The sequence below is a fragment of the Mesorhizobium sp. 128a genome, from assembly GCF_053848025.1.
Window position 1 is genome coordinate 697,821 of sequence record NZ_JBSPKY010000001.1, and the last position, 16,784, is coordinate 714,604.

Below are 16,784 nucleotides of genomic sequence, written 5' to 3' on the forward strand. Positions count from 1 at the left end.
AGAAGGCAAGAGCGATCAGCTCCGGTAGACCGGCTCCTCCTCGTCGAGGATTGCCTTCAGTTCGGCAAGGTGACGCTCCGCCTGTCCGGGATAGTCGTCCATCTCGCTGGCGGCCTTTTCGGCAATGGCGTCGGACAGCGTGCGCAGCGGACGGCCGGTCCACAGCGCCTTGATGTAGGTCTCGGCGGCGCGCTCGAAATAGAACATGCGGTTGAAGGCGTCGGCGACGGTATCGCCGATGACCATCACGCCGTGATTGCCCATCACCATCACCTTGACCTTGGGGTCGGTCAGAAGTTGCGAGCAGCGCTCGCCCTCTTCCTCGAAAGCCAGTCCGCCATAGTGGGCGTCGACAACGTGGCGGTTGAAGAACATGGCCGAGTTCTGGTCGATCGGCGGCAGGGTCGAGTCGGCCAGCGAGGCCAGAACGGTGGCGTGGATGGAATGCACGTGCATGGCGCAGCGCGCGTGCGGGACGTTGCGATGGATGGCGCCATGCAGGCCCCAGGCCGTCGGGTCCGGTGCATTCGGGCCGGACAGTGTTTCGGGATCGTTGGCGTCGATCAGCAGCAGGTCGCTCGCCTTGATGCGTGAGAAATGCACCTGGTTGGGGTTCATCAGGAATTTGGTGCCGTCCTCGTTGACCGACAGCGAGAAATGATTGGCCACCGCCTCATGCATGTTGAGCCTTGCGGTCCAACGGAAGGCAGCGGCGAGATCGACGCGCTCCTCGTAATAGGGCAGGTTGGTCAGCGTTTCCTTCTGCAGGCGGGCGATGCTCATCTGAAAACCTCCGTTTTCGAGAGAATGCCGCGCCCAACCTTGGCCAGCAACCGGTAAGTGCTGGGTCAGGCGGCGGAGCGGGCCGACTGCAGCCCGCCATGCTCGACGATGAAGTCGATGACCTCCTGCAGTCCCTTGCCGCGCGACAGGTCGGTGAAGCCGAAGGGGCGCTTGCCGCGCATGCGGGCGGCGTCCCTCTCCATGACGTCGAGGTTGACGTTCACATAGGGGGCCAGATCACTCTTGTTGATGATGAGGAAATCGGAACGGGTGATTGCCGGCCCGCCCTTGCGCGGGATTTCCTCGCCCTGGCAGACGGAGATGACATAAAGGGTCAGGTCGGCAAGGTCGGGCGAGAAGGTGGCGGCAAGATTGTCGCCGCCGGATTCGATGAAGACGATGTCGAGATCCGGAAATCTTTTGTTCAAGCCGGCGATCGCCTGCAGATTGATGGAAGCATCTTCGCGAATAGCGGTGTGCGGGCAGCCGCCGGTCTCGACGCCGACGATGCGATCCTCGGGCAGCGCCTGCAGGCGGGCCAGCATCATGGCGTCTTCCTTGGTGTAGATGTCGTTGGTGACGACGGCGATGGAGAAGTCGTCGCGCAGCGCTTTGCAGAGCTTCTCGGTGAGCGCCGTCTTGCCGGATCCGACGGGACCGCCGATGCCGATGCGCAGAGGACCATTGGCCTGAGTCATGCAGAAAACTCCGTGATGGCGAGGATTGCGAAGCTGAGCCCGATCAGCAGGCAGAGCGGCGAATAGAAACTGACGTCCAGCCGCGCAAAAGGCTGTTCCGGCGCCAGCCGGCGCCACCAAGGCGTGAAGCCGGCAATTCCGCGGCCGAGAAACACCAGCCCGATGAGCAGCGCCGTGGCGGCGAGGCCTTCCCTGGGAAAAGGTGAGGCAAAGACACCTGTGAGCGCCAGCGGCCACAGCGTTGCCAGACACAGGCAAGCGCCAACGGCAAAACAGGCAAACGGCGTCGGCATCTCGTCGACGCCGCGAAAGCCGACAATGGCGTGAGCGCAAGAAGCACCGTCCCTGCCCGGCCAGATGCCGCCGAGGCCCCAATAGACATGCAGCGCGGTGATCAAAAGCAGGACGGCCGAGAGGGCGAAAGCAAGGACAGTCATGAGCGGAACAGCCTGGAATATTGCGTCTCGTGCTTCATCGCCATGACGTCGGAGACGAAGGCGCAGCCGCCGAGATCGTCCAATGTCGAGCCGGCAGCGCGCGCGGCGGTCGCCAGCGCCAGCGGCTCGAAGCCGGCGAGCAGGGCAGTCGCTCCGCTTTGGCCGACGACGCCGAGCCGGATCGACGCCTGGACGAGGTTGGAGAAGAAGGCCTGCAGGAAGGCCGACAGCGCGTCCTGAAGCGCAATGCCGTTGCCGCCGGCAACGGCGCCGACGGCGACGCAGTAGGCGCATTCGGCCGGCAAACGCCCGAGCACGGGGTTGGGCCAGGCCGATGCCGCTTTCAGGAACGCGGCGCCTTGCAGCATGGTTTCGGTGTGGCGCTCGGACGATCCGGCCAGCGCTTCGGCGAGCGCGGCGATGTCATCGAGGTCGCCGTCATCGCGGGCGCGACGCCAGGCCTCGGCGAACAGCACGGCGTCGTTCCAACCTGAGCCCATCTCGACGAGCGTTTCGAGCCAGCCGGCCAGGCTTTCGCTGTCGGCTACCAACCCGCCATGCACCGCCCGTTCGAGGCCGTGGCTGTAGGAGAAGCCGCCGACCGGAAAGGCCGGCGACAGCCACGCCATCAGCCGCAGCAAAGCGATGCCGGAAGGCTGGTCAATCATGATCGTGGTGATGCCTGGCATGAGAATGGCTGTGGGAATGGGACTCGCTGTGCGCGTGAGAATGCCCATCATGGGAATGCGCTTCTGCGTGGCTGTGCGCATGGCCGTGATCGTGGCCGCCGGAATAGGCGCCACGCACCGGCTTGAACGGCTCGGAGACCTCGCGCACCGTGGCGCCGAGCCCCTCCAGCATCGCCTTGATGACATGGTCGCGCAAAATCAGGATGCGGCCGGGCTCGATCGCCGCCGCCAGATGCCGGTTGCCGATATGCCAGGCAAGCTCGGTGAGATGCTCCGCGTCGCGGGCGCGGATGTCGTAGATTTCTTCAGGCGCTGCTGTGATTTCGACATGGCGGCCGTCCTCCAGCACCAGCCGGTCGCCATCGTTCAGGGTCACAGGCTCGGGCAGGTCGACCAGCACCTTGCTGCCGTCGGCAAGTTCGATGGCGCGGCGGCGCAGATGGCGCTCGTCATGCGGCAGAACGGCGCGACCGGACGGGGTTGTGGTTTCGGCACGGCCGGCAGGCAACACCGAGACGGCACGCGGGAATTTGGTGAAATCGGTGTTGAGGTTGAGTTTCATCGGATGGAACCTCCGTTCGCTTGCGCCCGCGCGCGGGCCGGCCGCGAAAGCACGCGGTCGAAATAAGCATTGACCCGTTCTGACTCGACCGGGAATTTGCCGGCGCGAGCCCAGCTGCCCATGTCGCCGAGCAGCACGTCGACGGCGGAAAACCGGTCGCCGAGCGCAAACGGCTTGTCGCCCAGCCGGCGGTCGAGCGCCTTGGTCTCGGAGGCGAAATCGTAGGCGGCGGCGGGGCCGACATCGACCCGTACTTCCTTCGGCAGCAGGAAGCGGTGGCGCAACTTGTTCCACAGCGGCGCCTCGAATTCCGACTGGGCGAAATGCATCCAGGAATCCATCTCGGCGCGGCCCGCGACACCGGGATTGGCGCCCATGCCCTTGTCGGCGTGCTTGTCGGCGAGATAGACGCAGATCGCCGCCGAATCCGTCACCGTCAGTTCATCGTCGATCAGGATCGGCACCTTGCCGGACGGGTTGAGCGCATATGCTTCCGGCGAGCGCAATTTGACCTCGACGAATTCATAGGGCTGCCCGAGTTCCTCGAGCATCCAGAGAACGCGGCTGACCCGGGATCCGCGCGATCCGATGGCCTTGTACATGGTTGAACCTCTTTCCCCGGACCCTAGACCATAGCATGCGCTCAGACGATGGTGTCGAAGAGCCGCAGGATGAACGATACCTGGTAGATCAGCGTGCCGACGACGAAGGCGATGTGAAAGCGGCGGTCGCGCACCAGTATGGCGGCGATGCACAGCGCAACAAAAACCGGCGTGCGGAACAGATATTCATGGCCGTAATGAGCGAAGTGCTCAGGCCCTTTCAAAAGCGTATCGACGACGTCGAGCAGGTAGGTGACGCCGAGCAGGCCGAAGAACCAGGCGCGCCGCGAATAGAAGTAGTCTTCATAGCTGGTGTAATCGAGCATGGAGTCTGGAAACAGCAGCGCGCACAGCAGGAACAAGGTGACGGCATAGGAGATGATGAAGAGGTATTTGCCGAAGGTCCAGGTCTCGATCGTGTAGAGGCCGAACTCCCACCACCAGAAATGCACCAGCAGCAACAGCATGGAAGCGACCCAGGCGAGGTGCACGGGATAGAGCTTGTACTGGCCGGGATGCTGGACGATGCGGGCGAGCCCCGACAAAAGGCGCGTGACGCCAAGCCCGATCACCATGCCCATGACGATGCGGATATGCGGGAAGACGTCGTGGGAGACGATTTCGGTGGCCATGCCTGATCACTATGCGGCTTATCGTGGGCCGCATATTGCGGCGTACCAATGCCAGCCGCAACGCATTTTGCCCGGTCGATCGGATTCCCGCGTCAGAAGAGAAAATACCGCTGCGCCATCGGCAGCACGGTTGCCGGCTGGCAAGTCAGCAGTTCACCGTCAGCGCGGACCTCGTAGGTTTCGGGATCGACCTCGACATGCGGCGTGGCGTCGTTGAGCACCATCGAATGCTTGCCGATGCCGCCTCGCGTGTTTTCGACGGCGACGAACTGCTTGTCGACGCCGAGTCTGCCATGCAGACCTGACTCCAGCGCTGCTTTCGAAACAAAGGTCACCGACGAATTGGTCCTCGCCTTGCCATAGGCGCCGAACATCGGCCGGTAGTGCATCGGCTGCGGCGTCGGTATCGAGGCGTTGGGATCGCCCATCGGGGCGGCAGCGATCATGCCGCCGATCAGCACCATGTCCGGTTTCACACCGAAGAAGGCCGGGTTCCACAGCACCAGATCGGCACGTTTGCCGACGGCGATCGAGCCGATATCCCTGGACAGGCCATGCGCGATGGCCGGGTTGATGGTGTATTTGGCGATGTAGCGGCGAACACGGAAATTGTCGTTGTCGCCGGTCTCCTGCGGCAGCGACCCGCGCTGGCGCTTCATCTTGTCGGCGGTCTGCCAGGTGCGGATCGCCACCTCGCCGACGCGGCCCATCGCCTGGCTGTCCGACGAGATGATCGAGAAGGCGCCGATATCGTGCAAAATGTCTTCGGCGGCGATGGTCTCCTTGCGGATGCGGCTTTCGGCAAAGGCGATGTCCTCGGGAATCGACGGCGACAGATGGTGGCAGACCATCAGCATATCGAGGTGCTCGGCCAGCGTGTTCACGGTGTAGGGCCGGGTCGGATTGGTCGAGGAGGGGATGACGTTGGGCAGGCCGCAGACCTTGATGATGTCAGGGGCATGGCCGCCGCCGGCGCCTTCGGTGTGGAAGGCATGAATGGTGCGGCCCTTGATCGCCGCGACGGTGTTTTCGACAAAGCCGGATTCGTTCAGCGTGTCGGTGTGGATCATCACCTGCACGTCATAGTCATCTGCGACCGACAGGCAGCAGTCGATGGCCGCCGGCGTCGTGCCCCAGTCCTCGTGCAGCTTCAGCGAGCAGGCGCCGCCCAGCACCATCTCTTCCAGCGCTGCCGGCAGGGAGGCATTGCCCTTGCCCGACAGGCCGATGTTCATGGGAAAGGCGTCGAAGGACTGGATCATACGCGCCATGTGCCAGGGGCCCGGCGTGCAGGTGGTGGCCAGCGTGCCATGCGCCGGGCCGGTGCCACCGCCGAGCATGGTGGTGATGCCGGACATCAGCGCTTCGTCGATCTGCTGCGGGCAGATGAAGTGGATATGCGCGTCGAATCCGCCGGCGGTGAGAATCTTGCCTTCGCCGGCGATGATCTCGGTGCCGGGGCCGATGATGATGGTGACGCCGTCCTGCGTATCGGGATTGCCGGCCTTGCCAATGGCCGCGATGCGGCCGTCGCGAAGGCCGATATCGGCCTTGAATATGCCGGCTGAGGCATCGACCACCAGCGCATTGGTGATGACGGTGTCGACCGCACCGCCCGCGCGCGACACCTGGCTCTGGCCCATACCGTCGCGGATGACCTTGCCGCCGCCGAATTTCACCTCTTCGCCGTGGATGGTGAGGTCCTTTTCGACCTCGATGAACAATTCGGTGTCGGCAAGGCGCACCTTGTCGCCGACCGTCGGACCGTACATCTGCGCATAGGCGGCGCGGGTAATTCTAGCCATCAGCAAATGCTCCTAAAACCGGTCTGGCCGAAGCCGAACTCCACATCGTCGCCATCCAATGGTCATGCAATGACCCGCTGGGCGACACCTTCTGATCCCATTTGGCGGTTGAGGTTGACATGCAACCCGAACCGACCGTTTGCCAAATCCCTGGCCCATACGATGGAAGGAAAATCCATGCGCAAAATCATCGTTCTTGCAGCCGCCGCCACGCTGGCTTCCGCGACAATTGCCGGCGCCCAGCAGCAGCCCACGCCGCAACCCAAGCCTGCGGCGCCCAGCGCTCAGCCGGCAGCGCCGGCGATCCAGAAGGTCAACATCGTCGACATAAGCGAATTGCCTGAGGCCACCCAGACGCAGGTCAATCAGGTGATCGCCCAGCGCGGCGACGCCGGCCTGCAGAAATTGCGCTCTTCGATCGACGCGACGCCGCAGATCAAGTCGGCGCTGCAGGCCAAGGGCCTCACCTCCGCACAGGTGGTTGCCGCCAGCATGACCACCGATGGCGCGCTGACCCTGGTCACCAAGAAGGCGAGCTGACGACAAGGCCTGGCGGGTCGGCATCCGACCCGCCGGCCCTATTGCGGAGGGAACCTTCGCCGGACGGGAGTCGTTTGGCTTCTTTGGCGCCGAACGGCGTTGCGCAGAAAAGTTCGCCAGGAGCGATCTATGCCGACCATTCCCTTTGCCGACGCCAGATGGCTCCAGAGCATTGCGACTTGCGTGTTCCTCGCGGCCTACGGCCCGCCTGCCGCGCAGGCCGTTGAAAGCCAGGAGACCGTCAACCGGATCGTCGGCTCCGACGTGCGGCAGGAAGAGGCGCACACGACGACGGAGACCGGAAAGCTCATCGCCGCGATCGAGCGGACGCGTGAAAACATCGGCACAGTGCGCAAGACATCCAAGCTCGATACGGTCGATATCGTCTTCCTCACAGATGCGGCGCGCAGCGAAGGCGGTCCGCCGCCTGCCGTCGAAAACAAGGTCAAGCAGCATCAGGACGACATTACCGAATTGCGCAAGGAGATCGACGCCAACGCGCTGCTGTTCAATGCTATCGATTCCAGGCGCGTGCTGGCCGAGGACGTTCTCGCCGTCGAATTCGACGGCCCCGCAGCAATCGTCATCTATGCCGCGGCAAGGCCGTCGAACTGATCCCAGGGCGTTCGACCCTGTCGATCTCACAGCTTGCCCATGATTTTCTGCTGGAAACCATAGACCTCGCGTTTTCCCCCGAGCGGCACCAGCGTGACGTCGCGCTGCTGTCCCGGCTCGAAGCGCATCGCAGTACCGGCGGCGATATCGAGGCGCATGCCGTGCGCTTTGTCGCGATCGAATTTCAGCCCCTCATTGGTTTCGAAGAAATGGTAGTGGCTGCCGACCTGGATCGGCCGGTCGCCGCTGTTGGCGACTTTGAGCGTCACAGTCGGCAAACCCTTGTTGAGCTCGATGTCGCCGCTTGCGGTGATGACTTCGCCGGGGATCATCTCAGGCCTCACAGAACGCCGAAGACCAGGCCGACTCCGACCGCAGCAGACGCCGCACCGGCAGCGCGGGCAAGGCCACGAAAGCGCATGCCGAGACGGAGGCCAGCGGTGATGCCTATGGCATGGAAAAGCGCGGTGGCGACGGCGAAGCCGGCCATATAGTCAAGCCCGCCGGCATTTTCCGGCACTTCGGTGCCATGGGCATGGCCATGGAACAGCGCGAACAGGCCGATGATTGCGACGCCGGCTGAAACCGGGAGGTCGACCGCCAGCGCCACCAGCAGGCCGAGGGCGACGACGGAGGCGAGGATGCCCGGCTCTACGAAAGGCACGGGCACATGCAGCATGCCGAGCGCGCCGCCGACCAGCATGACGCCGACAAAAGCCAGCGGCCAGGCCCATATCGCCTTGCCGCCCTTGAGCGCTGCCCACAGGCCGACGGCGATCATGACCGTCATATGGTCGAGACCGGACAGCGGATGCGCGAAGCCGGCAGCGAAGGACGAGGTGGCCCCGATGCCGACATGGGCATAGGCCGGCATGGCCGCCGCCAGCAGCAGGAGCGCGGCAAGCGTGGTGCGTTTGGTCGAAGCAGAGATCATCGGTCTACCTTCCAATTCAGGATAACAATCAAGCGGCCTTGCGCGGGCCGCAGCCCTCCGCCTTGAGCACGCGTCTGGTCGAGGCCGGATATTTGTTCAGCTTCTCTGCCGGCCGGATCGGCCGGGCCGAAAAATTGCCGCCGCAGTTCGGGCAGACACCGCCCAGCACGTTCTCGACACAGCCGGCGCAGAAGGTGCACTCAAAGGTGCAGATCAGCGCATCCGTCGCGTCCGGCGGCAGGTCCTTGTCGCAGCATTCACAGTTGGGCCTGAGTTCGAGCATCTCTTTTCCTCACCGGATCGGCTCGTGCACGGTGACCAGCTTGGTGCCGTCGGGAAACGTCGCCTCCACCTGCACGTCGTGGATCATCTCGGCGATGCCTGCCATCACCTGCGCCCGGGTGACGACATGGGCGCCGGCCTCCATCAGTTCGGCGACCGGGCGGCCGTCGCGGGCACCCTCGACGACGAAATCGGTGATCAGCGCGATCGCTTCGGGGTGATTGAGCTTGACGCCGCGTTCGAGCCGCTTTCGCGCCACGATAGCCGCCATGGCGATCAACAGCTTGTCCTTTTCACGCGGCGTAAGGTTCATGCGCTTCCCTGGGTTTGGCCTGGATTTGGTTCAGAGTGACCATAATTTGGGCAGACCGGCCCGCCCGTTGAGCAGTTCGACGAGCGGAACCAGCCGCTTGCGCAGCTGGTAACCGTCCTCGGCAAACAGCCTCGCAAGAAGCTTGCCAGATTTTTTCACGCTCCAGGCGCTGGCATCGCCCTCGGCGCCGATGATGTCGCGGGCCGGCTCGAGCAAGGCTTCGGCGTGCGGTGAAACCATCAGCAGCGTCGCCACGGCAATGGCGCCGCCGGCGACCGCCGGGCGGCCAAGGGTGGCCGCTATGGCCGGCCCGATGCGGAAATCCTCGGCATGAATGAGCGCACCATCCTGGCGAACTCGCCAGCGGTCGTGGAAATGGCCGTGCGCGGCCTGTTCGCCCATCGCCAGGCGGCCAAAGACGGTGGCCTCGAGCAGCAATACCTCGGCGCCTGCTTCAAGCTCCACGTCGAGCGCGCGGGCAAAGGCCGAGCGGTCGAAGACGATGGTTTCCTGCGGCAGCCAGGCAATACGGCCATCCGCGCCGACTTTGAGTTTTACCCGCACTTCGGCACGGTCGCTTTCGGCGCGATAGATCTTTTCGCAGGCCTGGGTGGTGATCGAAGCGGAGGCATTTGGCCCGACATCGATTTCCCAGCCAAGCCGATCACCGCCAGTCAGTCCGCCCGCGGTGTTGATGAGCACGGCTTCAAGCGGATCGGCCGCAACCGCCGGCATGCGGATCTTGGCCGATCCGTCCTGATAGAGGCGCGAAAGCCTGGTGCGGCCGGCGCTGACGCCGCATGCAAGCCGAGCCGCCCCTGCGACGCGCTGGGCCGGCAGCACCGGGGTCAAGCCATGTTGCAACGTATCCATCGCCCCAACGTTAAGCACTCCGGCTGCTTTGTCGATATGGTGCTTGTTGATATAGCTTGTTGCTTGACAGCGTTTCCGTTTCTATAGAGGGAGCCACTTTGGAACGGTCATGCCGCGCCTGGCGGGTTTTGAAGGCGACGGCGATTTTCAGTCCAGGCCACAGCGGCGCCAACCAATCGGCACCGTGAAATGATAAAATTGGGGAAGGAATCGAATGGCTGACGAGCTGGCAACGGAAATCATCGCCAAGATCAAGGCTCATGCCGAGCCTAGCGGCGAAGAGATCACCACCAATACGGAGCTGACCGCGCTTGGCATCCATTCGCTGGAATTGACCGAGATCATCTTCGATCTCGAGGAACAGTACGGCATCGAGATCGAGATGAACACGGTCGATGCCTGGAGCAATCTGAAAAATGTCGGCGACATGGTCGAGGCTGTTCGCGCGCTGATCGCGAAGAAAGCCTGAATGCACAAGCGCGTCGTCATTACCGGCATAGGCGGCATATGCGGCCTCGGCACCAACGCCCCCGCGATCTGGAACGAGATGCGCGCCGGACGTTCCGCCATCGGCCAGATCGACAATCCGCTGCTGCATGATCTGAAGACCAAGGTCGGTTGCGAGATCAAGGCAATGCCCGAGCATGGCATCGCTCACAGGCAGACCGTGTCGATGGACCGCTTCAGCCTGCTGGCGGCCATTGCCGCGCGCGAGGCCATGCAGCAAGCGGGGCTTACCGCTGATGAGGCCACCACCTACCGGATGGGCGCGGTGGTTGGCGTCGGCGTCTGCGGCTGGGAAGCGATCGAGGAAAACTATCGCGCCATCCTGATCGACGGAAGAAACCGCGCCGGCATCTTCACCGTGCCGAAGGTGATGCCAAGCGCCGCGGCCGGCCAGGTCAGCATGGTGCTTGGCCTGCGCGGGCCGGTGTTCGGCGTCACCTCGGCCTGCTCGTCGTCCAACCACGCCTTCGCCTCGGCGGTCGACCAGATCCGGCTCGGCCGCGCCGATGTCATGGTCGCCGGCGGCACCGATGCGCCACTGGTCTGGGGCATTCTGAAGGGTTGGGAAGCGTTGCGGGTGCTGGCGCCCGACACTTGCCGGCCGTTCTCTGCCGACCGCCAGGGCCTGTCGCTGGGCGAAGGTGCTGGAATGGCGGTGCTGGAAACCTACGAACACGCCATGGCGCGCGGCGCCGACATTCTGGCCGAGATTGCCGGCGCCGGGCTTTCGGCCGATGCCTCCGACATCGTCGCGCCGACCGTCGAGGGTCCGACGGCGGCGATGCAAGCCTGTCTTGCCGAGGCCGGGCTCAATCCAGAGGACGTCGACTATCTCAACGCCCACGGCACCGGCACCAAGGCCAACGATCAGATCGAGACGGCGGCGATCAAGCGCGTATTCGGCGACCACGCCTACAAGCTCTCGGTGTCGTCGACCAAATCCATGCACGCCCATTGCCTCGGCGCCTCGGGCGGGCTGGAGATGATCGCCTGCGTGATGGCGATCCGCGAAGGCATCGTGCCGCCGACGGCCAATTTCCGGCAGGCCGACCCCGATTGCGATCTCGACGTGACGCCCAATGTGGCGCGCGAGCGCAAGGTGCGGGCGGCGATCAGCAACGGTTTTGCCTTTGGCGGCACCAATGCCGTGGTGGCGTTCAAGGCGGTCTGACGACGGGCTGCCGGCCGCTGGTGAAGACTGTGTGTGCATCACGAGCCGGTTGATCGGCAAAGACGTCGCGGATAACCCTTCGCAACCCGCCAAACGGCGCGATGCCGCGCCAAATTCCCGTCCGGAGCTTTCGATGACCGACCTGTCCGCTTTTCCGATCACCAAGCGTTGGCCGGCTAGCCATCCCGACCGCCTGCAACTCTATTCCGCGACGACGCCGAACGGCGTGAAAGTGTCGATCGCGCTGGAAGAACTCGGCCTGCCCTACGAGGCACATCTGGTGGATATCGGCAAGGACCAGAGCTGGACGCCGGAATTCCTGGCGCTGAACCCGAACGGCAAGATACCGGCCATCATCGATCCCGATGGCCCGGGCGGCAAGCCGTTAGGCCTGTTCGAATCCGGTGCCATCCTGCTCTACCTCACCGACAAGACCGGCAAGCTGATCCCGGCCGATCCGGCGCGGCGCTACGAAACCATCCAGTGGGTGTTCTTCCAGATGGCGGCGATCGGGCCGATCTTCGGACAGGTCGGCTTTTTCAACAAATTCGCCGGACGCGAGATCGCCGACAAGCGGCCGCTGGATCGCTACCGCAACGAATCGCGGCGGCTGATCGGCGTGCTCGAGACAAGGCTGAAGGGCCGCAGCTGGATCATGGATGACGATTTCACCATCGCCGACATCTCGATGCTGGGCTGGGTGCGCAATCTGATCGGCTTCTACGAGGCGCGCGAACTCGTCGGCTTCGACGATTTCCCTACCGTCGCCGCATGGCTGGAACGCGGCCTGGGGCGGCCCGCGGTGCAACGCGGCCTCACCATCCCGGCCAAGGGCTGACGATCAAAGCCGCTTGAAAGCGGCTCTGAGCTCTTTTGTTTGACGCAATTCCGGACGGAAACCGCTTCACACTTTTCCTGGAATTGCTCTATTTTGCCTTGGCTTTGGCCTTGGAGCCGCCTCTGCCCATGACAGACGCGGCAAGCGAGGCCGCGCCCTTGGCCGTAGCGACGACCGCGCCAGCGGCCACGTTGGCTGCATTGCGCATGGTGCCCACTGAGCTGCCGCTGGTTGCAGGCTTCTTGGCCTTGGCAGGCTTTGATGCCGCCTTGGCCGCTACGCCCGGCACCACCTTTTTCGGCGCAGCCTTGCCGAAAGCCGGCTTTGCATCCTTGGAGCGCGCCGCGATCGCGGGACCCGCGCCTGCTTTTGCCTGAGTGGCTTTTGCCGGCGATGTCTTGGACTGAGCTGTCTTACTCTTGACGGGTGTTTTTGCCTTGGTTGCCATTTTGACGGTTCCCTCACGGCGGCACGATTGCCGGTCGGAGAATAACGACCTGAAAGTCTTAAGGTTCCCGTTCTGAAATCCAGCGAATTACGCCTGATCGCCGACAATCAGGTCGGCGGACCTGCGCCGGCCTAGCACGCGGTCGATATTGGGCATGTCGTTGGAGGCGATCCAGGCGCGGGCGTCTTCGTCGGAACGGCCATGCTCGTGCCAGCGCACCAGCAGGCGGCGCTCGAGTTCAGTACGCGGCACATCGACAAAGATGGTGAAGTCGAACAGTGGCGCCAGCCGCGACCACGGCTCCTCGTCGAGCAGCAGGTAATTGCCTTCGACCAGGATGAATTTGGTCTCGGCGGCAACGATGGAGGCGGCTGCGCGCGACAATTCCATGCTGCGGTCGAACACCGGAATGGCGATGTCGGGCTCGCCCGCGCGGATGCGCTTCAACAGCGCCTCAAAACCGGCGAAATCGAAGGTTTCGGGCGCGCCTTTTCTTGGCCGCAGACCGCGCTGGTCGAGGACGATGTCATCATAGTGAAACCCGTCCATCGGCACGATTTCCGAAGCGCCTTCCGGCAACAGATCATGCAGGCCGGACGACAGCGTCGACTTGCCGGCGCCGGGCGGGCCGGCAATGGCGACGATGAAGCGCTTCGCCTTGCCGGCGCGCTTGAAGATGGTGGCGGCGAGATGGGCGATTTCGGACATGAGAGCCTTTTTTGCAGCCGGATGGTTTCAGCCCCGCATCTTGGCGGCTGTTGGTGGAAATTTCAAACCCTGAACTTGCGATGCCGGCAGAGCTACGCTGACTTGTCGATGCGCAGGAAATCGCTGTCGAAGGCGACGTCGCGGGTCGAACCGTCGGCTCCAGTGACGCGCAAATGGCCACCGGTCGTCGCGATATCGCGCGGCGGCTCGCCGCTAGCCTGCGGCAACGCGCCGATGACATGGCGGAACGAGACTTCGCCGCCGAGTTCAAAGGCGGTCGCCACGCCTTCGCGCTTCAGCCAGTTGTCGCCGACCGATGCGGCATGGCCGACGGCGGCGCGGCCGTCCTCGATGCCGAGCACGCCGCGGTGGCGGCCGCTCCATGGCGCGTAGTCGCGGCCGCCATTGCTGAACCACAGCATGGTGACCGGCAATTCGCTGGGGTTCTTCAGCACCAGCACCAGATCCCGCTCGGCCCGGCGTGCCAGCGCCGTCCAACCCGGACCGCCATGATCGGCCTCGACCATGGTGATGAAATCCTCGCGCCGATCCTCCATGCGGTAGTCGGTGAGATCGAGCGTGCCGCCGTCGGCGCCCGGAAAGCGCGTCAGGTCGCTGGTGCGCGCTGGATAGGCAAGCTTGAAGCGGCCGCGGGCCGGATCGGGCTCCAGCGGTGTGTCCAGTGTCGCGGCAAAGCGCTTGGGTGAGAAGGCCAGCCGGCCGCCGTCGCGCATCGCGGTCATCGGATGATGGGCGGCGGAAACCGCACCCGAGCCGCCGGAAAAGACGTGTTCCTGGTAGAGGAAGGGGTGACCGTCGCGCAGCGTGAAAATCTTGTCGACCGTGGCGCCCATCACCGTGCGGCGCAGCCGGAACACGGCCCGCCAGCCGTCTGATGTCGCCTGATTGGAGACGACATCCCAGCTGCTGTTGGCCGGCCAGCCATGCAGCGGTGCTGCCTCGATATCGCTCGCCGAAAATGGCGCGCAGAGGAAATCGCCCGACAGCCGCACGGTGCCTTCAGGCAGGTCTGGCGGCAGCGTCTCGCCGGCATCGACCCATGGCGCACGGTGCAGCGGGTTCAGCTGGCGGCCATCGCCGTCGACCGTCATGTCGGCGATATGCCCGACGGTAAGGTCGAGCGTCACCGAAATGCCCTTTGCCTTGATCGTGACCATGTCCATCCGTGCACCTGCTGATTCTGATGGCAGCGAACAAACCCGCTCCGCGATTGATGCGCAAGCACAGCTTCCGGCATATTGCATCAGGCCAGTTCCGCCGGGAGGGCGGGGCGCCTACTGCCGCTTGTATTCCCTGATCGGCGACTTGGTGCCGTCGGTATAAGTGACCTGCACCGCCATCGACGTCACGCTGTCGGCGACCTTGAAGTAAGGCTGGTAGTCGTAGGGGATGGCGTAGGGATCCTTCTTGTCGCAAGGCGGCATCTTGATCTCCTTGTCGAGCGCGGTGCCGTTCAGGCTGTAGCGCACCTCCTTGATGCCGCAGCGGAACGACAGCATCTGGGAGAAATAGACAAGGCCGTGATTACCGCTGGCATCGAAGGCGATCCACGACGTCCAGAACTGGTCGAGGATCTGCTTGTTGCCCTGCTGCAGGGCGGCTTCCGGATCGAAGCTTATGTTGAACGGCCCGGTCTCGCGGCCCCTGAGATCGAGATATTTTACCCCGATGATGGTTGCCGTGGTGCTGTCGGGCAATTCGAAGCTCGGATTGGGCATCGGCTTGCCGGTGCGCTGGTCGTTCATCGCCATCAGCCCGGTGTCGGTGAACGGACCGGATTCACCCAGGCGCCAGAAAATGCCGGTCGCCGCCTCGGGCAGCGAGATGGAAATCGTCCAGCCGGCATTGGAGCGCATCGGCGTCAGCGACGGTGCGAAGCGGGCGGGGTCGAGCACGTCGCCAAGGGCCGTCAGCCGGCTGCGGCTGCGGTCCAGCCAGTCGGCAAGCTCGCGCTGGTCGACGAAATATTTGAGCAGCCCGCCATCCTTTTCGTAACCCATGAATTTGGTCAGCGCCTCGGCTTCGCTGCGCTTGTCGGACAGCGACTGGACGCCGAGGCGGTCCTCGGAAAACTCCTGCGCGAGCAGATAATAGGCCGGCGCGAAATCCGGATTGGCCGCAATGAAGGCGTTGAGCTTGTCGAGGCGCTGGGCATCGTCGAACTGCATGACATGGACCAGCTTGATCGACAGTGCCTTGGCCTTGTCGGCAAGCTGGCCGAACACTTCGCGCGCGCCGGCCTTGCCGTCCTGCACGCGCAGCAGCGTGGCGAAGCGCGTGTAGGGATCGACGGCGTCGACATCGAAGCCGGCAAAGGCGAGATAGGAGCGCCGGGCATTGAGCATGTCGCCGGAAAGCTCGTAGACGCGGGCATTGTGGTAGAATTCGTCAGGCCGCTTCGGCTCGGCGATCGCCCCGCCCTGTGCGGCGAGCGCGGCAAAGCCCTTGGCGATGGTGTCGATGGAGGCAGCGATCTGCTCGGTGGTCGCCTGCAGCTTGTCGGCCTGCTCGGCCTGTTTCTGCTGTCCGGCAGCAAGCGTTTCGGTGGTCTGCTTGACCTGATCGACGGTCTTTTGCGTCTGCGCGCCCTGTTCGGTCTGCTGCTGCTGGTTCGACGCGATTTGCTCGGTCCTTTTCGCCACCGCGTCGGTCGATTGCTTGACCTGGTCGACGGTCTGCTGCGTCTGCGTCACCGTCTGCTCGATCCTGGCGACCGTGGCCGAGACGATGCCCATCTGCTGCTGCAGTTGCGCGATGGCCGGCACCAGGCCGGCAATCACCCCGTTCTGCGAATTGGTCTGCTGCTGCAGGCCGTAGACGCCGCCGGCGACGGCCGCCGCACTGGTGGCAAAGATCAGCGCCGGCAAAGCCTTGGCCGCCAGCACCAGCCTGAGCACGATGGCGATGGCGATGATGGCGGCGGCGACCGAGGCGACCAGCGCGATATAGGCGGCGAACGGCGCCAGCGGATTGAGGATGTCGGACGCCGCCCCGCCGATGAAAGCGACGCTGCCGGCCCATTTGCCAGTGCGGCTGAGCGAAGCCCTGATAAGAGATGGCGCGGCCGCGCCGATGTCACCGGTCATTGTCAAATCCCCCAAGCAATTGCGGCAGCTATAGCAGCAGCGCGACCCCGCAGGCAAAACAGGACAGGAAACAGGCGATTTCGGGGCAATAAGCTTGGGTTCCTCGCCCCCGTAAGGCGGGGGAGAGGTGGCCGCGAAGCGGCCGGAGAGGGGCTTCGTAGAACGCCATACTGCAAAGCGAAGATCCGGACCCTATTCTGCCGCTGTTGGCGCCATCCCTCTCTCCGTCTCGGCTTCGCC

The 16,784-nt window shown here is 64.0% G+C and carries 22 protein-coding genes; 5 read left to right on the forward strand and 17 right to left on the reverse strand.

Annotation, left to right across the window (positions count from 1 at the left end; all coding sequences use genetic code 11):
* Positions 1 to 15: 15 nt before the first annotated feature.
* The 8 genes from ACWTU9_RS03155 to ureC all read right to left on the reverse strand — a co-directional run bounded on the left by ACWTU9_RS03155 (position 16) and on the right by ureC (position 6,208).
* Positions 16 to 783, reverse strand: a complete 768-nt coding sequence (locus ACWTU9_RS03155; protein WP_436257618.1) for a class II aldolase and adducin N-terminal domain-containing protein — start codon at positions 781 to 783, stop codon at positions 16 to 18.
* Between the two features lie 65 nt (positions 784 to 848).
* Positions 849 to 1,481 carry an urease accessory protein UreG gene (gene ureG / locus ACWTU9_RS03160; protein WP_455857036.1) on the reverse strand — a complete coding sequence of 211 codons (633 nt, stop codon included), beginning with the start codon at positions 1,479 to 1,481 and terminating at the stop codon, positions 849 to 851.
* A complete protein-coding gene (locus ACWTU9_RS03165; protein WP_455857037.1) occupies positions 1,478 to 1,918 on the reverse strand; it encodes a DUF3995 domain-containing protein in 441 nt (146 codons plus the stop codon). The genes ureG and ACWTU9_RS03165 overlap by 4 nt, the downstream gene beginning before the upstream one ends.
* Positions 1,915 to 2,586 (reverse strand): urease accessory protein UreF, encoded by a 672-nt coding sequence (locus tag ACWTU9_RS03170; protein ID WP_455857038.1) that lies wholly within the window; start codon positions 2,584 to 2,586, stop codon positions 1,915 to 1,917. Before ACWTU9_RS03170 ends, ACWTU9_RS03165 begins: the two co-directional genes overlap by 4 nt.
* On the reverse strand, positions 2,579 to 3,169 hold the full coding sequence (locus ACWTU9_RS03175; RefSeq protein ID WP_455857039.1) for an urease accessory protein UreE: 591 nt from the start codon (positions 3,167 to 3,169) through the stop codon (positions 2,579 to 2,581). The genes ACWTU9_RS03170 and ACWTU9_RS03175 overlap by 8 nt, the downstream gene beginning before the upstream one ends.
* On the reverse strand, positions 3,166 to 3,771 hold the full coding sequence (locus tag ACWTU9_RS03180) for a glutathione S-transferase family protein (protein ID WP_455857040.1): 606 nt from the start codon (positions 3,769 to 3,771) through the stop codon (positions 3,166 to 3,168). The genes ACWTU9_RS03175 and ACWTU9_RS03180 overlap by 4 nt, the downstream gene beginning before the upstream one ends.
* A 41-nt stretch (positions 3,772 to 3,812) precedes the next feature.
* Complete coding sequence (locus ACWTU9_RS03185; protein ID WP_455857041.1) at positions 3,813 to 4,403, reverse strand: hypothetical protein; 591 nt, start codon at positions 4,401 to 4,403, stop codon at positions 3,813 to 3,815.
* A gap of 92 nt (positions 4,404 to 4,495) precedes the next feature.
* The gene (ureC, locus tag ACWTU9_RS03190; RefSeq protein WP_455857042.1) at positions 4,496 to 6,208 is read right to left on the reverse strand and encodes an urease subunit alpha; all 1,713 of its coding nucleotides are present in this window, start codon (positions 6,206 to 6,208) and stop codon (positions 4,496 to 4,498) included.
* 177 nt (positions 6,209 to 6,385) lie between these two features.
* Here ureC and ACWTU9_RS03195 point away from each other — a divergent pair, with 177 nt between their 5' ends.
* Both ACWTU9_RS03195 and ACWTU9_RS03200 read left to right on the forward strand, forming a co-directional pair.
* Entirely contained in the window at positions 6,386 to 6,748 is a 363-nt protein-coding gene (locus ACWTU9_RS03195) for a hypothetical protein (protein ID WP_455857043.1), read from the forward strand.
* Between the two features lie 129 nt (positions 6,749 to 6,877).
* A complete protein-coding gene (locus ACWTU9_RS03200) occupies positions 6,878 to 7,363 on the forward strand; it encodes a hypothetical protein (RefSeq protein WP_455857044.1) in 486 nt (161 codons plus the stop codon).
* Positions 7,364 to 7,389: 26 nt separating this feature from the next.
* On the opposite strand, the gene ACWTU9_RS03205 is transcribed toward ACWTU9_RS03200, so the two are convergent.
* From ACWTU9_RS03205 to ACWTU9_RS03225, 5 genes are read right to left on the reverse strand one after another with little or no spacing between them, the layout of a single operon-like run.
* Positions 7,390 to 7,695, reverse strand: a complete 306-nt coding sequence (locus tag ACWTU9_RS03205) for an urease subunit beta (protein WP_455857045.1) — start codon at positions 7,693 to 7,695, stop codon at positions 7,390 to 7,392.
* A gap of 8 nt (positions 7,696 to 7,703) precedes the next feature.
* Positions 7,704 to 8,297, reverse strand: a complete 594-nt coding sequence (locus tag ACWTU9_RS03210) for a HupE/UreJ family protein (RefSeq protein WP_455857046.1) — start codon at positions 8,295 to 8,297, stop codon at positions 7,704 to 7,706.
* A 28-nt stretch (positions 8,298 to 8,325) separates the two neighbouring features.
* A complete protein-coding gene (locus tag ACWTU9_RS03215; protein ID WP_454587389.1) occupies positions 8,326 to 8,580 on the reverse strand; it encodes a DUF1272 domain-containing protein in 255 nt (84 codons plus the stop codon).
* A 9-nt stretch (positions 8,581 to 8,589) separates the two neighbouring features.
* The gene (locus ACWTU9_RS03220; protein ID WP_455857047.1) at positions 8,590 to 8,892 is read right to left on the reverse strand and encodes an urease subunit gamma; all 303 of its coding nucleotides are present in this window, start codon (positions 8,890 to 8,892) and stop codon (positions 8,590 to 8,592) included.
* Between the two features lie 30 nt (positions 8,893 to 8,922).
* Positions 8,923 to 9,765 carry an urease accessory protein UreD gene (locus ACWTU9_RS03225; RefSeq protein WP_455857048.1) on the reverse strand — a complete coding sequence of 281 codons (843 nt, stop codon included), beginning with the start codon at positions 9,763 to 9,765 and terminating at the stop codon, positions 8,923 to 8,925.
* Between the two features lie 214 nt (positions 9,766 to 9,979).
* On the opposite strand from ACWTU9_RS03225, the gene ACWTU9_RS03230 reads away from it, so the two are divergent.
* The 3 genes from ACWTU9_RS03230 to ACWTU9_RS03240 all read left to right on the forward strand — a co-directional run bounded on the left by ACWTU9_RS03230 (position 9,980) and on the right by ACWTU9_RS03240 (position 12,281).
* Complete coding sequence (locus ACWTU9_RS03230) at positions 9,980 to 10,234, forward strand: acyl carrier protein (RefSeq protein ID WP_454575296.1); 255 nt, start codon at positions 9,980 to 9,982, stop codon at positions 10,232 to 10,234.
* Positions 10,235 to 11,443: a beta-ketoacyl-[acyl-carrier-protein] synthase family protein gene (locus ACWTU9_RS03235; RefSeq protein WP_454575297.1), complete on the forward strand. Its 1,209-nt coding sequence runs from the start codon at positions 10,235 to 10,237 to the stop codon at positions 11,441 to 11,443.
* Between the two features lie 133 nt (positions 11,444 to 11,576).
* Positions 11,577 to 12,281 (forward strand): glutathione S-transferase family protein, encoded by a 705-nt coding sequence (locus ACWTU9_RS03240; RefSeq protein WP_455857049.1) that lies wholly within the window; start codon positions 11,577 to 11,579, stop codon positions 12,279 to 12,281.
* Between the two features lie 88 nt (positions 12,282 to 12,369).
* On the opposite strand, the gene ACWTU9_RS03245 is transcribed toward ACWTU9_RS03240, so the two are convergent.
* The 4 genes from ACWTU9_RS03245 to ACWTU9_RS03260 form a co-directional block, all read right to left on the reverse strand.
* On the reverse strand, positions 12,370 to 12,729 hold the full coding sequence (locus ACWTU9_RS03245) for a hypothetical protein (protein WP_455857050.1): 360 nt from the start codon (positions 12,727 to 12,729) through the stop codon (positions 12,370 to 12,372).
* An 87-nt stretch (positions 12,730 to 12,816) separates the two neighbouring features.
* Positions 12,817 to 13,437 carry a nucleoside triphosphate hydrolase gene (locus ACWTU9_RS03250; protein WP_455857051.1) on the reverse strand — a complete coding sequence of 207 codons (621 nt, stop codon included), beginning with the start codon at positions 13,435 to 13,437 and terminating at the stop codon, positions 12,817 to 12,819.
* 92 nt (positions 13,438 to 13,529) lie between these two features.
* Positions 13,530 to 14,621 (reverse strand): hypothetical protein, encoded by a 1,092-nt coding sequence (locus tag ACWTU9_RS03255; RefSeq protein ID WP_455857052.1) that lies wholly within the window; start codon positions 14,619 to 14,621, stop codon positions 13,530 to 13,532.
* 111 nt (positions 14,622 to 14,732) lie between these two features.
* On the reverse strand, positions 14,733 to 16,544 hold the full coding sequence (locus ACWTU9_RS03260; protein WP_455857053.1) for a methyl-accepting chemotaxis protein: 1,812 nt from the start codon (positions 16,542 to 16,544) through the stop codon (positions 14,733 to 14,735).
* Positions 16,545 to 16,784 lie beyond the last annotated feature (240 nt).